Annotated in this window: 22 protein-coding genes and 3 tRNA genes; 8 read left to right on the plus strand and 17 right to left on the minus strand. The window is 68.3% G+C overall.

From position 1 onward, the window contains the following. Window positions 1-286 precede the first annotated feature (286 nt). The 5 genes from AC1D01_RS03340 to AC1D01_RS03360 all read right to left on the minus strand — a co-directional run bounded on the left by AC1D01_RS03340 (window position 287) and on the right by AC1D01_RS03360 (window position 3,368). Window positions 287-763 (minus strand): hypothetical protein, encoded by a 477-nt coding sequence (locus AC1D01_RS03340; protein WP_477864666.1) that lies wholly within the window; start codon window positions 761-763, stop codon window positions 287-289. 99 nt (window positions 764-862) lie between these two features. Next, window positions 863-1,288, minus strand: coding sequence for a DUF2809 domain-containing protein (locus tag AC1D01_RS03345; protein WP_477864667.1), 426 nt, complete (start codon window positions 1,286-1,288; stop codon window positions 863-865). 132 nt (window positions 1,289-1,420) lie between these two features. Continuing rightward, on the minus strand, window positions 1,421-1,828 hold the full coding sequence (locus AC1D01_RS03350) for a group II truncated hemoglobin (RefSeq protein ID WP_477864668.1): 408 nt from the start codon (window positions 1,826-1,828) through the stop codon (window positions 1,421-1,423). Further along, window positions 1,825-2,592, minus strand: coding sequence for a MinD/ParA family protein (locus tag AC1D01_RS03355; protein ID WP_477864669.1), 768 nt, complete (start codon window positions 2,590-2,592; stop codon window positions 1,825-1,827). The genes AC1D01_RS03350 and AC1D01_RS03355 overlap by 4 nt, the downstream gene beginning before the upstream one ends. Window positions 2,593-2,705: 113 nt before the next feature. Continuing rightward, window positions 2,706-3,368 carry a GGDEF domain-containing protein gene (locus tag AC1D01_RS03360; protein WP_477864684.1) on the minus strand — a complete coding sequence of 221 codons (663 nt, stop codon included), beginning with the start codon at window positions 3,366-3,368 and terminating at the stop codon, window positions 2,706-2,708. Between the two features lie 280 nt (window positions 3,369-3,648). Here AC1D01_RS03360 and AC1D01_RS03365 point away from each other — a divergent pair, with 280 nt between their 5' ends. The 3 genes from AC1D01_RS03365 to AC1D01_RS03375 are packed head-to-tail and all read left to right on the plus strand — an operon-like array spanning window position 3,649 to window position 6,333. After that, window positions 3,649-4,506: a CheR family methyltransferase gene (locus AC1D01_RS03365; RefSeq protein ID WP_477864670.1), complete on the plus strand. Its 858-nt coding sequence runs from the start codon at window positions 3,649-3,651 to the stop codon at window positions 4,504-4,506. A 43-nt stretch (window positions 4,507-4,549) separates the two neighbouring features. Then, complete coding sequence (gene cheD / locus AC1D01_RS03370; protein WP_477864671.1) at window positions 4,550-5,194, plus strand: chemoreceptor glutamine deamidase CheD; 645 nt, start codon at window positions 4,550-4,552, stop codon at window positions 5,192-5,194. Window positions 5,195-5,238: 44 nt separating this feature from the next. Further along, a complete protein-coding gene (locus tag AC1D01_RS03375; RefSeq protein ID WP_477864672.1) occupies window positions 5,239-6,333 on the plus strand; it encodes a protein-glutamate methylesterase/protein-glutamine glutaminase in 1,095 nt (364 codons plus the stop codon). Between the two features lie 18 nt (window positions 6,334-6,351). Here the strand turns inward: AC1D01_RS03375 and AC1D01_RS03380 are convergent, their stop codons facing one another. Next, window positions 6,352-6,648, minus strand: coding sequence for a hypothetical protein (locus AC1D01_RS03380; protein WP_477864673.1), 297 nt, complete (start codon window positions 6,646-6,648; stop codon window positions 6,352-6,354). 101 nt (window positions 6,649-6,749) lie between these two features. Between AC1D01_RS03380 and AC1D01_RS03385 the strand changes: the two genes are divergently transcribed. The 3 genes from AC1D01_RS03385 to AC1D01_RS03395 all read left to right on the plus strand — a co-directional run bounded on the left by AC1D01_RS03385 (window position 6,750) and on the right by AC1D01_RS03395 (window position 9,402). Further along, window positions 6,750-7,673, plus strand: a complete 924-nt coding sequence (locus AC1D01_RS03385) for a LysR substrate-binding domain-containing protein (protein WP_477864674.1) — start codon at window positions 6,750-6,752, stop codon at window positions 7,671-7,673. Window positions 7,674-7,745: 72 nt separating this feature from the next. Continuing rightward, entirely contained in the window at window positions 7,746-8,642 is an 897-nt protein-coding gene (locus AC1D01_RS03390) for a DUF2167 domain-containing protein (protein WP_477864675.1), read from the plus strand. Between the two features lie 25 nt (window positions 8,643-8,667). Continuing rightward, window positions 8,668-9,402 carry a site-2 protease family protein gene (locus AC1D01_RS03395; RefSeq protein ID WP_477864676.1) on the plus strand — a complete coding sequence of 245 codons (735 nt, stop codon included), beginning with the start codon at window positions 8,668-8,670 and terminating at the stop codon, window positions 9,400-9,402. 60 nt (window positions 9,403-9,462) lie between these two features. On the opposite strand, the gene hemW is transcribed toward AC1D01_RS03395, so the two are convergent. The 5 genes from hemW to AC1D01_RS03420 all read right to left on the minus strand — a co-directional run bounded on the left by hemW (window position 9,463) and on the right by AC1D01_RS03420 (window position 14,035). Beyond that, window positions 9,463-10,692 (minus strand): radical SAM family heme chaperone HemW, encoded by a 1,230-nt coding sequence (gene hemW, locus AC1D01_RS03400; RefSeq protein WP_477864685.1) that lies wholly within the window; start codon window positions 10,690-10,692, stop codon window positions 9,463-9,465. A 1-nt stretch (window position 10,693) separates the two neighbouring features. Further along, window positions 10,694-11,299: an RdgB/HAM1 family non-canonical purine NTP pyrophosphatase gene (rdgB, locus tag AC1D01_RS03405; protein WP_477864677.1), complete on the minus strand. Its 606-nt coding sequence runs from the start codon at window positions 11,297-11,299 to the stop codon at window positions 10,694-10,696. A 5-nt stretch (window positions 11,300-11,304) separates the two neighbouring features. Continuing rightward, complete coding sequence (gene rph / locus AC1D01_RS03410; RefSeq protein ID WP_477864678.1) at window positions 11,305-12,030, minus strand: ribonuclease PH; 726 nt, start codon at window positions 12,028-12,030, stop codon at window positions 11,305-11,307. A gap of 117 nt (window positions 12,031-12,147) precedes the next feature. After that, window positions 12,148-13,062: a PP2C family protein-serine/threonine phosphatase gene (locus AC1D01_RS03415; RefSeq protein ID WP_073467031.1), complete on the minus strand. Its 915-nt coding sequence runs from the start codon at window positions 13,060-13,062 to the stop codon at window positions 12,148-12,150. A 4-nt stretch (window positions 13,063-13,066) separates the two neighbouring features. Then, window positions 13,067-14,035 carry a serine/threonine protein kinase gene (locus tag AC1D01_RS03420; RefSeq protein WP_047507438.1) on the minus strand — a complete coding sequence of 323 codons (969 nt, stop codon included), beginning with the start codon at window positions 14,033-14,035 and terminating at the stop codon, window positions 13,067-13,069. A gap of 28 nt (window positions 14,036-14,063) precedes the next feature. Between AC1D01_RS03420 and AC1D01_RS03425 the strand changes: the two genes are divergently transcribed. Then, the gene (locus AC1D01_RS03425; RefSeq protein ID WP_477864679.1) at window positions 14,064-15,008 is read left to right on the plus strand and encodes a YicC/YloC family endoribonuclease; all 945 of its coding nucleotides are present in this window, start codon (window positions 14,064-14,066) and stop codon (window positions 15,006-15,008) included. A 4-nt stretch (window positions 15,009-15,012) separates the two neighbouring features. Here AC1D01_RS03425 and AC1D01_RS03430 read toward each other — a convergent pair whose 3' ends face one another. The 6 genes from AC1D01_RS03430 to AC1D01_RS03455 all read right to left on the minus strand — a co-directional run bounded on the left by AC1D01_RS03430 (window position 15,013) and on the right by AC1D01_RS03455 (window position 17,438). Then, entirely contained in the window at window positions 15,013-15,588 is a 576-nt protein-coding gene (locus AC1D01_RS03430) for an HNH endonuclease (RefSeq protein WP_477864680.1), read from the minus strand. 59 nt (window positions 15,589-15,647) lie between these two features. Beyond that, complete coding sequence (locus AC1D01_RS03435; RefSeq protein WP_477864681.1) at window positions 15,648-15,824, minus strand: SEC-C metal-binding domain-containing protein; 177 nt, start codon at window positions 15,822-15,824, stop codon at window positions 15,648-15,650. A gap of 117 nt (window positions 15,825-15,941) precedes the next feature. Then, window positions 15,942-16,012, minus strand: a tRNA-His gene (locus AC1D01_RS03440). Window positions 16,013-16,049: 37 nt separating this feature from the next. Next, window positions 16,050-16,135 (minus strand) — tRNA-Cys (locus tag AC1D01_RS03445). Window positions 16,136-16,142: 7 nt separating this feature from the next. Beyond that, window positions 16,143-16,218, minus strand: a tRNA-Asp gene (locus tag AC1D01_RS03450). A 371-nt stretch (window positions 16,219-16,589) separates the two neighbouring features. Continuing rightward, window positions 16,590-17,438, minus strand: coding sequence for an MBL fold metallo-hydrolase (locus AC1D01_RS03455; protein ID WP_477864682.1), 849 nt, complete (start codon window positions 17,436-17,438; stop codon window positions 16,590-16,592). Between the two features lie 77 nt (window positions 17,439-17,515). Here AC1D01_RS03455 and AC1D01_RS03460 point away from each other — a divergent pair. Next, a partial coding sequence (locus tag AC1D01_RS03460; protein WP_477864683.1) for an aminotransferase-like domain-containing protein occupies window positions 17,516-18,475 on the plus strand: 960 nt, incomplete at its 3' end.

Below are 18,475 nucleotides of genomic sequence, written 5' to 3' on the forward strand. Positions count from 1 at the left end.
CCTGGCGCAGGACCTGCGCGGTGGCAGCGTCACGCTGTCGAGCGCCGACCTGCCGACCGGCGGCAGCTTCGAATTGGGGTTGTCCGATGGTCTGAACGCGGTGCGGATGAACCAGGCCCGCTGATTCCCAGCGGACCCCGGCAACAAGGGCGCTCAGACGCCCCTGTTGCGCAGCAGGGCCCGTGCGCGGCGCCGGGCACAGCCTGAGGATGATCCTGCGGTGCCTACGGGTACCTGGCTGGCCTGTCGTCTCCGACTTCGAACGACTGGCCACCAGCCCAACGGCTTACGGCGTGCAAGGTTCCGGGATCTGCGTAGCTGCCTTGCGCGCGCCCCAGCTGACGTCCTGCCGCTGGAGCCTCTCGACGACCTCGTTGACAGGCACTGCAACCACGTCGAGGCTGCAGCTTTCGCTGCCTTCTGCGGCGTGGAACACCGCCACATACTTCAGCCTTTTCTGAGGGATGAACAGGACACGCTGGGAGCAACCACGCTGTCCTTTCGGCGGGCCGGCGGCGATGATGAAGGGAACGCCTTGGCCCAAGCCCAACTGTTCGGGCTCGGTCGTGTTCGCGTGGAAACTGAACCTCATCCCCGAATCTTCGGCCACGCAGCGCGCTTCTGGCGTCACCGTGAACAGCGTAGAAGACAAGTTCTTGCTGGCCACGAAGAGAATCTGTGCCAGCTTCTCCTCGGCTTGCGCGAAGGTGCCATGGCAGAGGCTCAAAAGCCCAACGACAAATGGCAGCAGCTCTCTTTTCATGTTTGCACTTCCCGCGGTACGAGTGTCATCTGTCGATTGTCGCCGGAGCCGGGAGCCTCACCTGCGAACAATCGTCCTCGCATGCCTCGTTTACCGAGTTCACGAACCGCTTTTAACCCCCGATTCCCCCAGCCCGCAGATGTTTGTCTTGAGCAGATCGAGCGCGCGGCAGATCGCCCAACCACACCCGTAGGCCACCAGATCCCACACGTCGAAGGTGGAGCCCAGTGCGATGCGCAGAACGCGGTGCAGCACTGTCTGCCCGTGCAGGCCCAGCACGTCGACCATGCCCAAGCCTTGCAGTCCCTCAATTGCACATGCGAACAACAGCGCCCACAGCGCCAGCCGCGCGGCCGGCTGTACCACGCAGGTCCGCAGCAAGGCGTACACCAGCACAACCACCAGCACGTCGCCGCCAAAGCCGCGCAATACGCCCGGTGGCACATAGCGGGCGATGGCCACTTCGACGGCCAGCAGCGCCAGGGCGGCGAGCAGCCAGTGGGGGCGGAAGGTGAATGTGTTCATGGCGTTTCAGGCTGGGCGGTGGGTTGGCTCTGCAGTCGGCTGTACCAGTCGACCTTGCGCGTCAGCATCATCACCGCGGCCAGCACGCGGTGCGCGTCTCGCACACTCGCTGACAGCGACAACAAGGGCGCCTCAAACGCCCTTGTTGCGCATCCAGTCCGCGGTCTGGAAGAAGGATTCGCGCAAACGCGTGATCAGCGCCGGGTCGAGCCCGGTCTCCTGCATCGCCTGGTGCATGCAGGCGAGCCACTGGTCGCGCTCCAGGATGCCGATCGAGAACGGCAGGTGGCGCGCCCGCAGCATCGGGTGGCCGAAGCGCTCCACGTAATGCTGCGGCCCGCCGAGCCAGCCGCACAGGAACCAGAACAGCTTGTCGCGCGCGGAGTCCAGGCTGGGCCCGTGCGCGGCGCGCAGCGCGGCATAGCCGGGCTCCAGGTCCATCAGGTCGTAGAAGCGATCGACCAGCGCGCGCACGACGCTCTCGCCACCGACCCATTCGAACGGCGTGGCGGGCTTGGATTCGGGTGCGGCCTCGCTCACGGCATTGCGAGCTTGGCGGCGATCGCGACGATCGCCTTGGCGGCCTCGCAACCGGGCAGCGATTCGAGCAGCAGCTGCCGCTTCTGCACCGCCTCGCGCACCGAGGGATCGATCGGCACCTCGCCCAGCAGCTCGAGCTTCAGCGACGGGTCGGGCCCGGCCAGCTGCGGCGCGACGAACTTGTCGACCACCTGCTGCAGCTGCCCGCGGATCACGCGGCCTTCGCCGGCGCGATTGACCTGGTTCACCACCAGCGAGATCTTCGTGCGCTGCTGCTGCGTCGCGAGCACCTTGATGGTCGCGTAGGCATCGGTCAGCGAGGTGGGTTCGGGCGTCGCGACGACCAGCACGTCGTCGGCCAGCGAAACGGCGTACAGCACCACGTCGGAGATGCCGGCGCCGGTGTCGAGCAGGATGCGGTCGTAGCGCGGTGCCACGGTCTCGATGATCTTCAGCAGCTGTTCGCGGATCTCGGCAGTGAGCCGCGAGTACTCGACCAGGCCGGATCCGGCCAGCAGCACCGAGAAACCGCCCGGCGCCGGCAGGATCGCGTCTTCCAGCTTCGACTTGCCGGTGAACACGTCGTGCAGCGTGATCTTCGGGAACAGGTTCAGCACGACGTCGAGGTTGGCCAGGCCGAGGTCGGCGTCGAGCACCAGAACCCGTTCACCGCGGCGCGCCAGGGCGGCCGCGAGGTTGGCCGACACGAAGGTCTTGCCCACGCCACCCTTGCCGCTGGTCACGGCCATGGTGCGCGCCGTCATGACAGCCCCTCGTCGGACGAGTACGTCCGCCGATCCCCCGAGGGGATGCCGGCCGGCTTGGGAGCGGCCCGGCGCTCGGCCGGCGAAGCGTTCAACGAAGCTGATCCCATGAGTTACTCAATGTCCTGGAACTGCGAGGTATTGAACAGCATGCCCTTTTCCTCGGCGCTGACCAGCGACACCGGCGGCTGCTCGAGGCAGGCGCGGTTGCGGCCTTCGCGCTTGGCGCGGTAGAGCTGCTGGTCGGCGCGTTCGATCCACAGCGTGGCCGAAGAGCGCACCCACTGCGGCGCGAACGCCCCGCCGAGGCTGATCGTGACCGTCAGCGATTGCCGCCGCGCCACCGTGACCGGCGTGCCCTCGACCTTGCTGCGGATGCGCTCGGCCACCATCTGGCCGAAGGCCGGCGGGCAGTTGGGCAGGATGATCGCGAATTCTTCACCGCCGAAGCGGGCCACGGTGTCCATCGGCCGCACGCAGCTCATCAGCGAGGCGGCCACGGCCTTCAGCACCAGGTCGCCGGCCGCGTGGCCGTGCGTGTCGTTGACCAGCTTGAAACGGTCGATGTCGACCATCAGCACCAGGGCCGGCTCGCCGGCGCGCGCCACGCGGTCGATCTCGCGGGCGAGCGCCAGCTCGAACTGGCGGCGGTTCGACAGCCCGGTCAGCGCGTCGCGGCTGGACAGGTCGCACAGCGCATCGATCACCGACTGCAGCCACACCGTCTGGCCCACCTGCGCGAAATCCGGCAGCGGATGCCCCGACTGGCCGAGCAGTTGCAACGCTGCGGCCAGCCGCAGTTGGGGTGCGGGAGTCGGGTCAGGCGTTGCGGGTACTGCTGGAGATGTGGACACGTCGAGCCCGGGGCTGTATGGATTCAGTCTAGCAGCGGACATATTCACGCCCGCCGGGGAAATACGCGGTGATTGGCACCCATCTCCCGCGTTCGCGGGATCTCAAGCTCCGCAGACTGGCAGCCGATAAGTCGTGGAGGTGGCTGCATCGGAGTCCGCTGGTCCCGTCTCGAACAACATCCGAACGATCTCTGGAGACTTCATGAGTGCTGCGTCCCCTGCCGAACTCGCCGCGCTGCGCAACGCATCCGACCAGGAGTTCAGCTTCGGCACGGCCGATTTCGAACGCGTGCGCCAGCTGATCTACCAGCGCGCCGGCATCAGCCTGCATGCGGGCAAGCAGGCGATGGTCTACAGCCGGCTGTCGCGCCGCCTGCGCGAGACCGGCCAGCGCAGCTTCGGCAGCTACCTGCAGTGGCTCGAAGGCGCCAGCGGCCCGCAGGCCGACCGCGAATGGCAGGAGTTCGTGAACTGCCTGACGACCAACCTGACCTCGTTCTTCCGCGAGGAACACCACTTCCATGCGCTCGCCTCCGACCTGAAGGCGCGCGCCGGCCAGTCGCTGCGCGTCTGGTGCAACGCCGCATCGACCGGCGAAGAACCCTATTCGATCGCGATGACCTGCGCCGAGGCGCTCGGCCACAGCGCGGTGCGCATCGTCGCGAGCGACATCGACACCAATGTGCTCGCCACCGCCGGCCGCGGCGTCTACCCGGCCGATGCGCGCGGGCTGACCGCCAACCACCACCGCGCCCACTTCCTGCGCGGCAAGGGCGACAACAGCGGCTTCATCCGCGTCAAGCCCGAGCTGGCGCGCATGATCGAGTTCCGGGTGCACAACCTGATGGACGCGCGCTGGTCGCTCGGCGAGCCGTTCGACATCGTGTTCTGCCGCAACGTGATGATCTATTTCGACGCGCCGACGCAGCGCAAGGTGCTGGAACGCATCCACGGCGTGATGAAGCCCGGCAGCCTGCTGTTCGTCGGGCACTCGGAGAATTTCACGGAGTCCAAGGACATCTTCCGCCTGCGCGGCAAGACGGTCTACGAACGGGTCTGAGCCTGCTCAAGCACCCCCCGCAGCCCGCCGATATGGAAAGACCATGGCCTTGATCAGCTCCAACACCCCCGCGGCCGGCTCCCGGCTCGATCGCCTGAAGGGCGCGCCGCGCAAGCCGGGAGAGGCCTCGTTCTTCTTCTACGACGCGCACTTCAAGAACGACGCCGTCAAGATCCTGCCCGGCGAGTACTYCGTGCACGACGAGGACATGCTGATCATGACCACGCTCGGCTCGTGCATCGCCGCCTGCCTGTGGGACCGCAACGCGAAGGTCGGCGGCATGAACCACTTCATGCTGCCCGACGGTGCCGGCGACTCGGGCCGCTACGGTTCGTACGCGATGGAACTGCTGATCAACGAGATGATGAAGCGCGGCGCGAGCCGCATGACGATGGAAGCCAAGGTGTTCGGCGGCGGCCAGGTCATCAGCGGCATGAACACGATGAACGTCGGCGAGCGCAACACCAGCTTCGTGATCGACTACCTGAAGACCGAGCGCATCCCGATCGTGTCGAAGGACGTGCTCGACATCTACCCGCGCAAGGTCTGCTTCCTGCCCGGCAGCGGCAAGGCGATGGTCAAGCGCCTGGCGCCGGCCCACACCGATGCGCTGGTGCAGCAGGACCGCGTCGCCGCGCAGAAGGCCGTGCCCGCCGCGACCGGCGGCGGCTCGGTGGACCTGTTCTGACAGACAACGACAAACGACCGCGAGACAACCTGCAAGGCACGAACATGGCAAAGACACGCGTGGTGGTGGTGGACGATTCGGCCTTGGTGCGCAGCCTGCTCACCGAGATCATCAACCGGCAACCCGACATGGAGTGCATCGGCGCGGCCAGCGATCCGCTGGTGGCGCGCGAGATGATCCGCAACCTGAACCCGGACGTGATCACGCTCGACGTCGAGATGCCGCGCATGGATGGCATCGACTTCCTCAGCAAGCTGATGCGGCTGCGCCCGATGCCGGTGGTGATGGTGTCGACGCTGACCGAGCGCGGCGCCGACGTGACGCTGCGCGCGCTCGAGCTCGGCGCGATCGATTTCGTCGCGAAGCCGAAGATCGGCGTCGCCGACGGCCTGCGCCTGCTGGCCGAGGACATCACCGACAAGGTGCGCATCGCGTCGAAGGCCCACATCCGCAAGCTGCACGTGCCGGCGAGCGCGCCGGCCGACGGCACGGCCGCGCCGGTTCGCCCGGCCGCCCCGATGGCCTCGCTCGGCCGGCTGTCGACCGAGAAGATCATCTTCATCGGCGCCTCCACCGGCGGCACCGAGGCGACCAAGGAAGTGCTGGTCAACCTGCCGCCGGACTGCCCGGCGGTGATGATCACGCAGCACATGCCGCCCGGCTTCACGCGCAGCTACGCGGCGCGGCTGGACGGCCTGTGCCGCATCCGCGTGAAGGAAGCGCAGGACGGCGAACGCGTGCTGCCCGGCCATGCCTACATCGCCCCGGGCGGGCTGCACCTGAGCGTGGAGCGCAGCGGCGCGAACTACATCGCCCGCGTGCAGGACGGCGAGCCGGTGAACCGGCACAAGCCGTCGGTCGAGGTGCTGTTCAAGTCGGCGGCGCGCGTCGTCGGCCCGAACGCGCTCGGCATCATGCTGACCGGCATGGGCGCCGACGGCGCGAAGGCGATGCGTGAGTTGCGCGACGCCGGCAGCTACAACCTGGTGCAGGACGAGGCCAGCTGCGTGGTGTTCGGCATGCCGCGCGAGGCGATCAACGCCGGCGCGGCGCACGAGGTGCTGCCGCTGACGCAGATTGCGCAACACCTGATCGAGCGTCTGCGCAGCACGTCAGGCCTGTCGCTGAACCGGGTCTGACCCAGGTCCGACCCCAGGTCACCAGCGCGACGGCAGTTCGCGCACGCCGAGGTGGAATTCGTCGACGCGGTGCGCTTCGACCTCGCGCCGGCTCTGCGCGTGCGACACCACCCACTCGGGCGCGCCGATGTCTCGCAGCGTGCGCGGGTTCAGGTCGAGCACGGCGTCGTAGCGGTGCTCGCGCTGCCGGCCCTCCCTCCAACGCTGCCACGCCTCGACCGGCGCGAGCAAGGCCTCGCGCCAGCGATCCGCCCAGCGCACGGCGACCGGACGGCACAGGGGCAGGCTCGGCTGAAACACTTGCGGCGTCGACATGGTGGGCTCCTTCTTGATCGAGTGCTGGTAAGCATAGAAGGCGGCACCCTGGGAAGGAATCGATTTGTTCAGCGCCAATTGGTCAGCTATGCTTACCAGTCATGCCGAACCATCGCCTGCCACTGAACACGCTCCCGGCGTTCCGCGCCGTCGCCCGCCTGTCCAACCTGCGCGCCGCGGCCGAGGAGCTGAGCCTGACCCACAGCGCCGTCAGCCAGCAGATCAAGCTGCTCGAGGAGCAGCTGGGCTTCGAGCTGTTCGACCGCCGCGGGCGGCGCATCGCGCTGAATGCCGCCGGGGCCGCGCTGCTGCGCGCGGTGGAGCCGGCGCTGGCCCAGCTCGACGACGGCATGCGCGCCGCGGCGGCCGCCGCCTCGGGCGCCGAGCACCGCATCCGCGTCACGCTGCTGCCGTCGTTCGCGCAGCGCTGGCTGCTGCCGCGCATGGCGCGCTGGCGCGAGCGCAACCCGCACATCGGCATCGAGCTGTTCGCGTCGCAGCAGGTGATCGACCTGAAGCGCGACGGCTTCCATGCCGCGCTGCGCCAGGGCAGCGGCGAGTGGAAAGGCCTGGTCAGCGAGCGGCTGATCGATTCGCCGCTGATCGCGATCGGCTCGCCGAATGCCGCGCACCGGCTGCAGGGGCGCGATGCCAAGGCGCTGGCCGACGAGCCGCTGCTCGGCAGCCCGGGGCTGTGGGCACGCTGGTTCGAGCTGGCCGGGCTGCGCGTGCGCGTCAACCCGGTCGCCGCCTTCAACGATGCCGGGCTGATGCTGCAGGCCGCCGAGCAGGGCCTGGGCCTGGCGCTCGCGCGCGAGTTGCTCGCCGCCGATGCGATCTGCGACGGCAAGCTGGTGCGGCTGTCGCCGCTGTCGCTGCCGGACGACGAGGCCTACGCCTACTGGCTCGTCTACCCGCCCGACCTGCGGGACTGGCCGCCGCTGGTCGCGCTGCGCGACTGGCTGCGCGAAGAACTCACGCAATCCCAAGACTTGGTGAAGACACCACCGATGCCCGTGCGCTAGCATGGTCCGGCGCGTGAGGGCGCGCTGAAAACTGCGACGCAGACAACACCACAGCATCACCCCGGAGGACCCATGAAGTTCATCAAGATCGCCGCCGCTGCGGCCCTGGCCGCCGCATTCGCGCTGGCCGCCACGGCGAGCCGCGCCGGCACCGCGGAAGACCGCCAGAAGGAAGGCGAGGCCGCCGTCGCCGCGGCGCGGGCCGCCACCATGAAAGGCCCGAGCGACATCCTGCTGCGCGACCAGGCCGTGCTGAAGCTGCCCGCCGGCATGGAATACATCCCGCAGCCGCAAGCCGGCCGCCTGATGCAGGCGATGGGCAACAGCAGCGACGACCACCTGATCGGCCTGGTGCAGTCCAGCGGCGACCCGCAATGGCTGGTGGTCGCGCGCTACGAGGCCTCGGGCTACATCAAGGACGACGACGCGAAGGACTGGAACGTCGACGACCTGTACAAGAGCCTGAAGGAAGGCACCGAGGAAGGCAACAAGCGCCGCCGCGAGCAGGGCTTCCCCGAGCTCGAGATCGTCGGCTGGGTGCAGAAGCCGAGCTACGACGCGGCGACGCACCGCCTCGTGTGGTCGATGGCCGCCCGCACGCCCGGCGAGAACGACGCGCAGCAAAGCATCAACTACAACACCTACGCGCTCGGCCGCGAGGGCTACATCACGCTGAACCTGATCACCTCGCGCGCCTCGATCGAGGCCGACAAGCCGGTGGCCGGCCAACTGCTGTCGGCACTGCACTTCAACGGCGGCAAGGGCTACACCGACTTCAACAGCAGCACCGACAAGGTCGCCGAGTACGGCATTGCCGCGCTGGTGGCCGGCGTGGCCGTCAAGAAGCTCGGGTTGTTCGCGGTGATCGCGGCGTTCTTCCTGAAGTTCGCCAAGGTCGCGCTGCTGGCCGGTGCCGGGCTGCTGGCGGTGATCGGCAAGTTCTTCACGCGCAAGAAATCCGACACCTGACATCCGACACAAGAGAATTCGACACGTGATCAAACTGCTCCTGCTGCTGTTCAGCGGCCTGAAGTTCGGCAAGCTGCTCACGACCGGCGGCACGATGCTGCTGTCGGTGGTCGTCTACGCCTTCATCTGGGGCTGGCGCTACGCGGTCGGCTTCGTCGTGCTGCTGTTCGTGCACGAGATGGGGCATTTCATCGCGGCGCGGCAGCGCGGGCTGGCGGTCGGTGCACCGACCTTCATACCGTTCGTCGGCGCCTGGATCCAGCTGAAGGAGCAGCCGCACGACGCCGAGACCGAGGCCTACGTCGGCATGGGCGGCCCGCTGATCGGCACGCTCGGCGCGCTGGCCTGCTACTTCGTCGCACGCGACCAGCACATCGACTGGCTGCTCGCGGTCGCGTACTCGGGCTTCTTCCTGAACCTGTTCAACCTGATCCCGCTGAGCCCGTTGGACGGCGGGCGCATCACGCAGGTGATCTCGCCCTGGCTGTGGCTCGCCGGCGTGCCGGTGCTGCTGGCGATGCTGATGTGGCGGCCGAGCCCGATGCTGATCCTGGTGGCGGTGCTGGCCGGCTCGCAGCTGTGGACCGCGTGGAAGCAGCGCGGGGACCCGGCCGCGCAGGCCTACCGGGTCGCGTCGTTCGAGACGCGGGCGGGCTATGCGGTGACCTACATCGCGCTCGTCGGCTTCCTCGCGGTGATGACCTACGACCTGCACGAGATGCTGGAGCTGATGCGCCATGGGGGCGGCGCGTCGGTGTGACGGCCATCCCGGATTGGCATCCGGGCTACAGGATTCGTAGCCTGGATGCCAATCCGGGAATCAATCGGCCAAAAACAGCGACTGCAGGTCGCTGAGGAAATCCATCCCGCGGCCGGTCGGCCGCACCCAGCCGCCGTCCTGCTCGACCAGCCCCTGCGCCAGCGCCTTGTCGAGCGGCGCGCGGATCGCGCTCAGCGGCATCCCGGTGCGCTCGGTGAAGCGCACCAGCTCGAAGCCGTCGACCAGCCGCAGCGCGTTCAGCATGAACTCGAACGGCAGCTGCTTGCGCGCGACCTCTTCGTCCTGCGAGATCGCAGCACCCGCCAGCGCCTGCGCCATGTACTTCGCCGGATCGCGGTAGCGGATCTGCCGCACGACACGGTGCGGAAAGCTCAGCTTGCTGTGCGCTCCGGCGCCGATGCCGAGGTAGTCGCCGAACTGCCAGTAGTTCTGGTTGTGCAGGCAGCGGTGGCCCGGCTGCGCGAACGCCGAGACCTCGTAGCGCGCGAGGCCGCTCGCGGCGGTGCGCTCGACGATGCGGTCGAGCATGTCGAACGCGAGGTCGTCGTCGGGGATGGCCGGCGGGTGCTTCGCGAAGAAGGTGTTGGGCTCGATCGTCAGGTGGTAGATCGACAGGTGCGGCGGCTTGAAATCGAGCGCCTGCTTCAGGTCGGCATCGAACTGCTCCAGCGTCTGCCCGGGCAGCGCATACATCAGGTCGAGGTTGAAGGTGTCGAAGGCCTCGCGCGCCTCGGCCACCGCGGCGCGCGCCTGCGCGGCGTCGTGCACGCGGCCGAGCGCGCGCAGCTTCTCGTCGTCGAAGCTCTGCACGCCGATCGACAGCCGCGTGATGCCGGCCGCGCGGTAGCCGCGGAAGCGGTCGCGCTCGAAGGTGCCGGGGTTGGCCTCGAGCGTGATCTCGCAGCCGGCCTCCAGCGGCAGGCGGGCGCGGATGTCGGTGACCAGCTGGTCGATGGAGGCCGGCGCGAACAGGCTGGGCGTGCCGCCGCCGATGAAGATGCTGTGCACGCGGCGGCCCCACACGAACGGCAGCGCGGCTTCGAGATCGGCCCGCAATGCGTCGAGGTAGCGCGCCTCGGGCAGCTCGCCGGCCTTCTCGTGCGAGTTGAAATCGCAGTACGGGCACTTGCGCAGGCACCACGGCAGGTGCACGTACAGCGACAGCGGCGGCAGCGCGGCGAGCTGCAGCGTGCCGGGGCGCATGTAGCGCGCCACCATGTCACCGGCCGATTCGCCGGGCGCGGCCAGTGCCGGGCCGATCGGAATCACGTCAGCCAAGGTGCCAGACCTCGCGCATCAGGGCCAGCATCTGCCGCGATGCGATCGCACGGTGGCTGTGGCGGTTCTTCTCGTCGGCACTCAGCTGCGCCACCGAGCGCCCGAGCGCCGGGATGAACATCAGCGGGTCGTAGCCGAAGCCGCCCTCGCCGGCGCGCTCGCGCAGCAGTTCGCCGTTCCAGCGGCCGAAGGCGATCAGCGGCTCGGGGTCGTCGGCCTCGCGCACCGCGACCAGCGCGCTGACGAAGCGGGCGCGGCGGTCGTCGTGCGCTTGCATGCAGTCGAGCAGCACGAGGTTGTTGTCGTCGTCGCTCTTCGGCTGGCCGAACAGCGTCGCGTAGCGCGCCGACAGCACGCCCGGCGCGCCCTTCAGCGCATCGACGCACAGCCCGGAATCGTCGGCGATCGCCGCGCCCCCGGCCGCGCGCGCGGCATGCCGGGCCTTGGTCAGCGCGTTCTCGACGAAGGTGAGGTAGGGCTCCTCGGCCTCGGGGATGCCGAGCGAGCCCTGCGTGACCAGCTCGATGGCCAGCGGCGCGAACAGCGCCTGCAGCTCGCCGAGCTTCTTCGCGTTGTTCGACGCGAGGACCAACCGCATCGCCTTCAACCCGCCAGCGCGGCCCGCTGCGCCGCCACCAGTTCGCGGATGCCCTTGTCGGCCAGCGCCAGCAGCGCGCCCATCTCGTCGCGCGAGAAGGCCGCGCCCTCGGCCGTGCCCTGCACCTCGACGAAGCCGCCGGCAGCGGTCATCACGACGTTCATGTCGGTGTCGCAGCCGGCATCCTCGACGTACTCCAGGTCGAGCAGCGGCGTGCCGTCGACGATGCCCACCGAGATCGCCGCCACCGCATCGCGGATCGGCGATTCGGTGATCAGCCCCTTGCGCTGCAGCCAGCTGACGGCGTCGTATGCCGCCACGTAGGCGCCGGTGATCGCCGCGGTGCGCGTGCCGCCGTCGGCCTGGATCACGTCGCAGTCGAGGTGGATGCTGCGCTCGCCGAGCTTCTTCAGGTCGAACACGCAGCGCAGCGAGCGGCCGATCAGGCGCTGGATCTCCTGCGTGCGCCCGCTCTGCTTGCCACGGGCCGCCTCGCGGTCGCCGCGGGTGTGGGTGGCGCGCGGCAGCATGCCGTACTCGGCGGTCACCCAGCCCTCGCCGCTGCCGCGCTTGTGCGGCGGCACCTTCTCTTCGACCGACGCGGTGCACAGCACCTGGGTGTCGCCGAACGAGACCAGCACCGAACCTTCGGCGTGCTTCGTGAAATGGCGGCGGATGCTGACGGGGCGCAGCGCATCGGCGGCGCGACCTTGGGTGCGGATGAAGCTCATGGGGTGTGCGGGCGATGAAGGTGGTGTCGTGAAAGACAAAGTCCGCATCGCGACGGGCGCGAGCGGACTCGAAAGGTCATGAAGCGAAGCTTACGCCGGGACGCGCCCGGCGTGCCGTCAGGGCTTTTTCTGCGACGAGCGGCGGATCGCCTCGTTGATTTCCTTGATCGAGCGCTCGATCTCGGCATCGTCGAGCTCGTCGGGCGCTTCCTGGCCCAGCACGCTCGCCTGGATCGTCGACGCGAAGACTTCCTCGCCCAGCGTGTCGGTGGAGATGCCGCCGTTGCTGTCGTTGTCTTCGGCCGATTCCCATTCGACGGCCAGCACCGTCACGTTGTCGCTCTTCGCGCCACCGTTGCGCAGCGCCTGCTCGACCAGCTCGGGCACCGCGTCGGCCAGCGTGTTGCGCGCCAGCTGCTCGGTGATCGTCGCATCGGTGACGGTGCCCCACAGGCCGTCGGAGCACAGCAGCAGGCGGTCGCCGCTTTGCAGCACGAGCGGGCCGACGGTGTCGACCACCGGCTTGCCCGGGCTGCCCAGGCAGGTGAACAGCACGTTGCGGTTGAAGCGCTCGCCCATCGGCACGACGTGGCTCAGCGTTTCCTGCAGTTCGGAGTAGGAGTGATCGCGGGTGCGGGCGACGAGCTTGTCGCCGCGCACCAGGTACAGCCGCGAATCGCCGCAGTGCGCCCAGTACGCGTTGTTGCCCTGCAGCACGCAGGCGACGACGGTGGTGCGCGGCGTGTCGATCAGCGCCTTCTGGGTGGCGTAGCGCAGCAGCTGGTGGTGGCCGGCGATGATGGCCTCGTGCAGGAAGCGCATCGGCTCCTTCAGCGTGGGCTTGGCATCGCGCTGGTACATCGCGGCGAGCGTCTGCAGCGCGAGCTGCGAGGCGACCTCGCCTTCGGGGTGGCCGCCCATGCCGTCGGCGAGCGCGAACAGCCCCGAATCCCGCGTGTAGCAATAGCCCATGCGGTCTTCGTTCTTCTCGCGGCCGCCTTTTCGGCTGACCTGGTACACGGTGAATCGCATGCCCTCAGCCCTTCGCGCCGGTCGTGAGGTTCTCGAGCTGCAGCTTCAGTCGTTCACTGAAGCTGAGCTTGGTGTAGCGCCGTTCGGTCTCGCGCGCCAGTTCCTTCTGCAGGGCAAAAACGCTTTGCGGGCGCGACAAGGGATCCAGCGACATGCACCACTCGGTTACTTCAATGAGGTTGTCGGAATAGACGTTGCGCAGCCGCGAGAGCGACAGCGCGAGGCGGTCTTTCTCGATGCGTTGCGGGGAATCGTTGGGCGGATAGCCCTGCATGCAGGCGTAGATGCAGGCGCCGATCGCGTAGATGTCGGTCCAGGGGCCGAGCGTGCCGTCGCGGCGGTACATCTCGGGCGCGGCGAAGCCGGGTGTATACATCGGGCGGATGAAGTTGCCTTCCTTGCTCAGCACTTCGCGCGCCGCGCCGAAGTCGAGCAACACCGCCTTGTTCTCGTTCGTGATGAAGATGTTGGCCGGCTTGATGTCCAGGTGCAGCATCTTGTGCTGGTGCACGATGCGCAGGCCACGCAGGATCTCGTCGAACAGGCTGCGGATGGTGGACTCGCGGAACACCTTGTCGCGCTTCAGGTCGCGCGCGGTGACGATGAAATCCTGCAGGGTGTCGCCCTGCAGGTAGTTCATCACCATGTAGACGGTTTCGTTCTCGCGGAAGAAGTTCAGCACGCTGACCACGCTCGGGTGGCTGATCTGCGCGAGCGAACGCCCTTCYTCGAAGAAGCTCTTGAGCCCCAGGCGGTACAGCGGCTGCTTCTCGGGCTTGACGCGCGGCGTCAGTTCACCGGGCGCGCGCTCGGCCAGCGAGGACGGCAGGTATTCCTTGACGGCCACCAGGTGACGGTCGGAGTCTTCGGCGAGGTAGACGACCCCAAAGCCACCGGCTGCCAGCTTCTTGATGACCTGGTAGCCACCGACGACCGTGCCCGACGGCAACGGAGCGGGTTTTGGCTTTGACATAATCGGATTTTGCAATGCGATAAATTGAATGCCAGTCTACAGCATGACCGGGTACGCAAGCGCCACCTCCGGGGCGCAAACCGCCACAGATAGCACGGTGGCGGCAGATGCTTCCGCCCCCCGGTCGCCGACGGCGACCGCGACCAGCGTGATGGTGGAACTGCGTTCCGTCAACAACCGCTTCCTCGACCTGAGCCTGCGCCTGCCGGATGAATTCCGCTCGCTGGAGCCGGTGCTGCGCGACCTGATCACCAAGCGTTTCCGGCGCGGCAAGGTCGAATTGCGCTTGAACACCCATCGGGAAAACGAATCGGCCTGGCCGACGCCGCAGCCGGACCAGCTGAACCGCCTGAGCCGCATCGAGAACACCGTGCAGAGCTGGTTGCCGAAGGCGCAGCCGCTGTCGGTGCACGAGGTTTTGCAGTGGTGCAAGACGGGCTCGACGGCCGAGCACCTGGACGAAGCGGCGCTGGACGCCGCGCGCCGCTGCATCGACGGCCTGGCCGAAGCGCGCGAGCGCGAGGGCGAGAAGCTGGTGGCGGTGCTGATGGAGCGCGTGAAACGCCTGCGCGAACTGGCCACGCAGGCCGAGCCGCTGGTGCCGGCCGCGGTGCAGCGCCAGCAGCAGCGCTTCGTCGAGCGCTGGCAGGAGGCGCTGGACGTGACCGGCGCGGCGCAGAGCATCGCCCGCGAGGCCTTGCAGGACCGTGCGCTGAACGAGGCGGCGGCCTATGCGATCCGCATCGACGTGGCCGAGGAGCTGGCCCGCCTGCGCGCCCACCTGGAAGAGATCGCCCGCCTGCTGAAGGCCGGCGGCGAGGTCGGCAAGCGGCTCGACTTCCTGATCCAGGAGCTGCTGCGCGAGGCCAACACGCTGGGCTCGAAGGCCTCGACGCTGGAGCTGACCAACATCTCGGTGGAGATGAAGGTGGCGATCGAGCAGTTGCGGGAGCAGGTGCAGAACCTGGAGTAACGGCTCAACTCAGCCGCGATCCCTTCGGCAAACGCGCCGCCAGCCACTCGTGCACGTCGGCGCGGATGTGCCGGCCTTCGAGCAGGAAGCCTTCGAAGCGGCTCGGCACGTACGGCAGGTATACCAGCGGCATGCGCGCCTCCTCGGGCGTGCGGGCGGCCTTGCGGCCGTTGCAGGCGGCGCACGCGGTGACGAGGTTCATCCAGGTCCAGCCGCCGCCGCGAGACTCCGGCACGATGTGTTCGCACTGCAGATCGCGCTCCGGGAAGCACTGGCTGCAGTAGGCGCAGGTCATGCGGTCGCGGCGGAACAACTTGCCCTTGCTGAAGGCCGGCACCACGTCGAAGAGGTTGACGCCCGATGCACCGCGCAACGCGATGATCGGGTRCACGTCGATGACCGACTGGCGGTCGCGCGCGACGTTGAAACCGCCGCGCAGCGTGGCCAGCGGACCGTCGCCGTCGACCCAGGCCACTGCATCCACGGCCACGTGCGACGCTGCATGCTCCAGCGTGATCCACGCCTGGGGCGTGCCCTGGATGTCGAGTTGCAGCACGTGGCTGTGGGGATGGGAATGCATGGGTGGCCTCCTTTCGCGGGCCTGTGTGGTGGAACCTCAGCGCTCGTAGTGATCGCGGTTCACGCCGTCAAAAGCATCCGCTGCGCAGGCAGCAGCGCTTGAAACGACCTCGCGGAGCCGCACGGGCATGGATCGTTGCGGCCGAGCTTCTCGAGGAGCTCCTTGCCGTCACCGACGACTCGATGGCCGCGCTTGACGCCGGTCTCGGACGGGAAGCCCTTGCGTCGCTTGCTCATGACCTCGAAAGCTCACGTCGTCTTCGTTGATGGGTTTCATGGCACACCTCCTTGCTGGTTGATGGTGGATGGTTTTGCGTCCGGGTCTGCGACGCGTGAGATTCAAATGCGCTTGGGGGTGACCGGCCGGAATCGAACCGGCGCCAGCGGGATCACAACCCACGGCTCTGCCATTGAGCTACGGTCACACCCAAGCGCACATGCGCCATCGGAAAGACGAACTGATGGACTCGACGATCCGATTCGAACGGATGCGGGCTTGCGCCGTCTGGTTTGCAGCCAGATGCCTTCGACCACTTGGCTACGTCGAGATGTTGCTGGCGCCCCGTGCGGGAGTCGAACCCGCGGCTTCCGGCTAGACAGGCCGGCACTCTGGCCACTGAGTCAACGGAGCATTCAATCCATCCGGTCACGGGTTCCGGCGCCGCCCAATCGTTGCGGCCGATTTCCGCCCTCCTGGCTTGATTCCACAAAGGCTTCTTGATAGTTGAAGAGAAAAGGCCCGGATCCTTTCGGAATCCGGGCCTCTGCGTACAGAGAGTCGAAGGTGTGCGCCTATGCGCTGCCTTCTCCCGGGTGCATCTGGTCCTCGTCTCGGTCGAAGCACTCATGGCTCGTCATCGGCAGACACGACTCGCACGCAACCACCCCGCGAACGGGTTGGTGGATGGCGATGACGGATGCAAGTTTCACGATGCGACTGCCTGTCAGAAGTGGTGCTCGATGAGCGAAGGAGGTGGACTGTAAATAGTCTTTACTTCACCGTCAAGCTGTCTGCGAATGTTTTTTTGGCAGCGATCCTCGAACCTCTGACGAGACCGCATCCAGGTAGCGCTCGAATGACGCCTGCACGGCTGCGTGGCCGTCGCCGATGATGTTGCGCCCCCAGGTGTAGCCGAACACGTCTTCGAACGGCAGACCGGCCACCACGTCGCGCAGATGAAGCACGTCGGCACGCCGCATCGGGATCAGGTTCGGGTAGCTGTACATGAACGACACGTGCCGGCGGTCCTGCACCACCTGCAGCGCGTCGCCGGGGAACAGCGCGCCGCCCGGGCGCGGCCCGTCCCGCCAGTGCAACGCGGTGCTGCCGGCGAAGTGCCCGCCGCAACGCAGCAGCGTGACGCCGTCGGACAGGCGCAGCTCATCCCCGCCCCAGAAGCGGATCTGCGGTGCCGGCCGCAGCACCCATTCGCGGTCCGCTTCGTGCAGCAGGATCGGCACGCCGCCCAGCGCGTCGCTCCAGTCGACCATCGCCGCGTAGAAGTGCGGATGCGAAATCGCGATCAGGTCGACGCCACCGCGTTCGCGCAGCGCCTGCACCGCCTCGTCCGTCACCAGGCTCAGGCTCTCCCACAGGATGTTGCCGGCATCGGTGGGCAGGAACATCGCGCGCTGGTCGATCGCGAAGCCTGGCGCCAGGCCGATGCCGAGCACGCCCTGGTCGTCCTCGATGCGCAGCCGGTGGGCAGCCGCCAGCTCGCCGCGCGTCGTCCAGCGCTGGCCCTTCCAGCCGACGTACTGGCGCTCGTCCTCGCACACGGGGCAGCGCGGCGGCGGCACGGCCGACAGCGCGAACTGGGTGCCGCAGGTGGCACAGATCGGGTGGTTCATCGTGGGCTCCAGGGTCTTGTCGATGGCCTCAGGATGCCGTTCAATGTGGCTCGTTTCGAGATCCACTTTCCGCCAAGATGAGCAAGCCACTTTTCGACCYGCGCCTCGATCTGCCCGCGCGCGGCTCCGGCAACGTGCAGCAGGCCCTGCACCACCAGCTGCGTGCCGCCATCGTCGACGGCCGGCTCGCGCCGGGTGCCCGCCTGCCTGCCACGCGCGAGCTCGCCGGGCTGGCCGGCGTGTCGCGCAGCACCGCGCTGGGCGCCTACGACCTGCTGCTCGCCGAAGGCTACGTCGAAGGCCGGCACGGCTCCGGCACCTACGTCTCGGCGCGTCACGGCGGCCCGGCGGGCGATGCCGCGGGCGCGTCGCTGGCCCACAAGCTGGCGGCGCCCTGGCGCGACAGCGCGCCCGCGCGCCCCTCGCCCCCGCCGCGCTTCGATTTCCGCATCGGCTACCCCGACCAGCGCCAGTTCCCGTTCGACGTGTGGCGGCGCCTCACCGCCCGTGCGCTGCGCGCCGCGTCGCGCGCCAGCGGCGCCGGCAGCGACCCGCAGGGCGACCCGCGCCTGCGCGAGGCCATCGCGCGGCATGTGTCGCACGCGCGGGCGGTGGCCTGCGATGCCGATGCGGTGGTCGTCACCGCCGGTGCGCAACAGGCCTTCGACCTGCTGGCCCGCTGCCTGGTGACGCCCGGCCGCACCGCGATCGCGCTGGAGAACCCGGGCTACCCGCCGCTGGGCGTCGCGTTCGCGCAGGCYGGCGCCCGCCTGCACGACGTGCTGGTGGACGCTCACGGTCTCTGCGTGGACCGCCTGCCGGGCCGCATCGACCTGATCGGCGTGTCACCGTCGCACCAGTCGCCGCTGGGCGTGACGCTGTCAGCGGCGCGCCGGGCCGCGCTGCTCGCGCATGCGCACCGGGCCGACGCGCTGGTGATCGAGGACGACTACGACGGCGAGTTCCGCCTCGGCGGCCGGCCGCTCGACGCGCTGCAGACGCTCGATGGCGGCCGGCGCGTCTTCTACGTCGGCACC

The organism is Rhizobacter sp. P3_B12, from assembly GCF_056402895.1.

Excerpts from the sequence above, each read along its gene's own strand:
- AC1D01_RS03385 (WP_477864674.1), top strand. The coding sequence starts at position 6,750 with ATGCCGAACCATCGCCTGCCACTGAACACGCTCCCGGCGTTCCGCGCC.
- AC1D01_RS03380 (WP_477864673.1), bottom strand. The coding sequence starts at position 6,648 with ATGTCGACGCCGCAAGTGTTTCAGCCGAGCCTGCCCCTGTGCCGTCCG.
- AC1D01_RS03425 (WP_477864679.1), top strand. The coding sequence starts at position 14,064 with ATGCCAGTCTACAGCATGACCGGGTACGCAAGCGCCACCTCCGGGGCG.
- AC1D01_RS03345 (WP_477864667.1), bottom strand. The coding sequence starts at position 1,288 with ATGAACACATTCACCTTCCGCCCCCACTGGCTGCTCGCCGCCCTGGCG.
- AC1D01_RS03415 (WP_073467031.1), bottom strand. The coding sequence starts at position 13,062 with ATGCGATTCACCGTGTACCAGGTCAGCCGAAAAGGCGGCCGCGAGAAG.
- AC1D01_RS03455 (WP_477864682.1), bottom strand. The coding sequence starts at position 17,438 with ATGAACCACCCGATCTGTGCCACCTGCGGCACCCAGTTCGCGCTGTCG.
- AC1D01_RS03390 (WP_477864675.1), top strand. The coding sequence starts at position 7,746 with ATGAAGTTCATCAAGATCGCCGCCGCTGCGGCCCTGGCCGCCGCATTC.
- rdgB (WP_477864677.1), bottom strand. The coding sequence starts at position 11,299 with ATGCGGTTGGTCCTCGCGTCGAACAACGCGAAGAAGCTCGGCGAGCTG.
- AC1D01_RS03375 (WP_477864672.1), top strand. The coding sequence starts at position 5,239 with ATGGCAAAGACACGCGTGGTGGTGGTGGACGATTCGGCCTTGGTGCGC.
- AC1D01_RS03435 (WP_477864681.1), bottom strand. The coding sequence starts at position 15,824 with ATGAGCAAGCGACGCAAGGGCTTCCCGTCCGAGACCGGCGTCAAGCGC.
- AC1D01_RS03365 (WP_477864670.1), top strand. The coding sequence starts at position 3,649 with ATGAGTGCTGCGTCCCCTGCCGAACTCGCCGCGCTGCGCAACGCATCC.
- AC1D01_RS03340 (WP_477864666.1), bottom strand. The coding sequence starts at position 763 with ATGAAAAGAGAGCTGCTGCCATTTGTCGTTGGGCTTTTGAGCCTCTGC.
- rph (WP_477864678.1), bottom strand. The coding sequence starts at position 12,030 with ATGAGCTTCATCCGCACCCAAGGTCGCGCCGCCGATGCGCTGCGCCCC.
- AC1D01_RS03355 (WP_477864669.1), bottom strand. The coding sequence starts at position 2,592 with ATGACGGCGCGCACCATGGCCGTGACCAGCGGCAAGGGTGGCGTGGGC.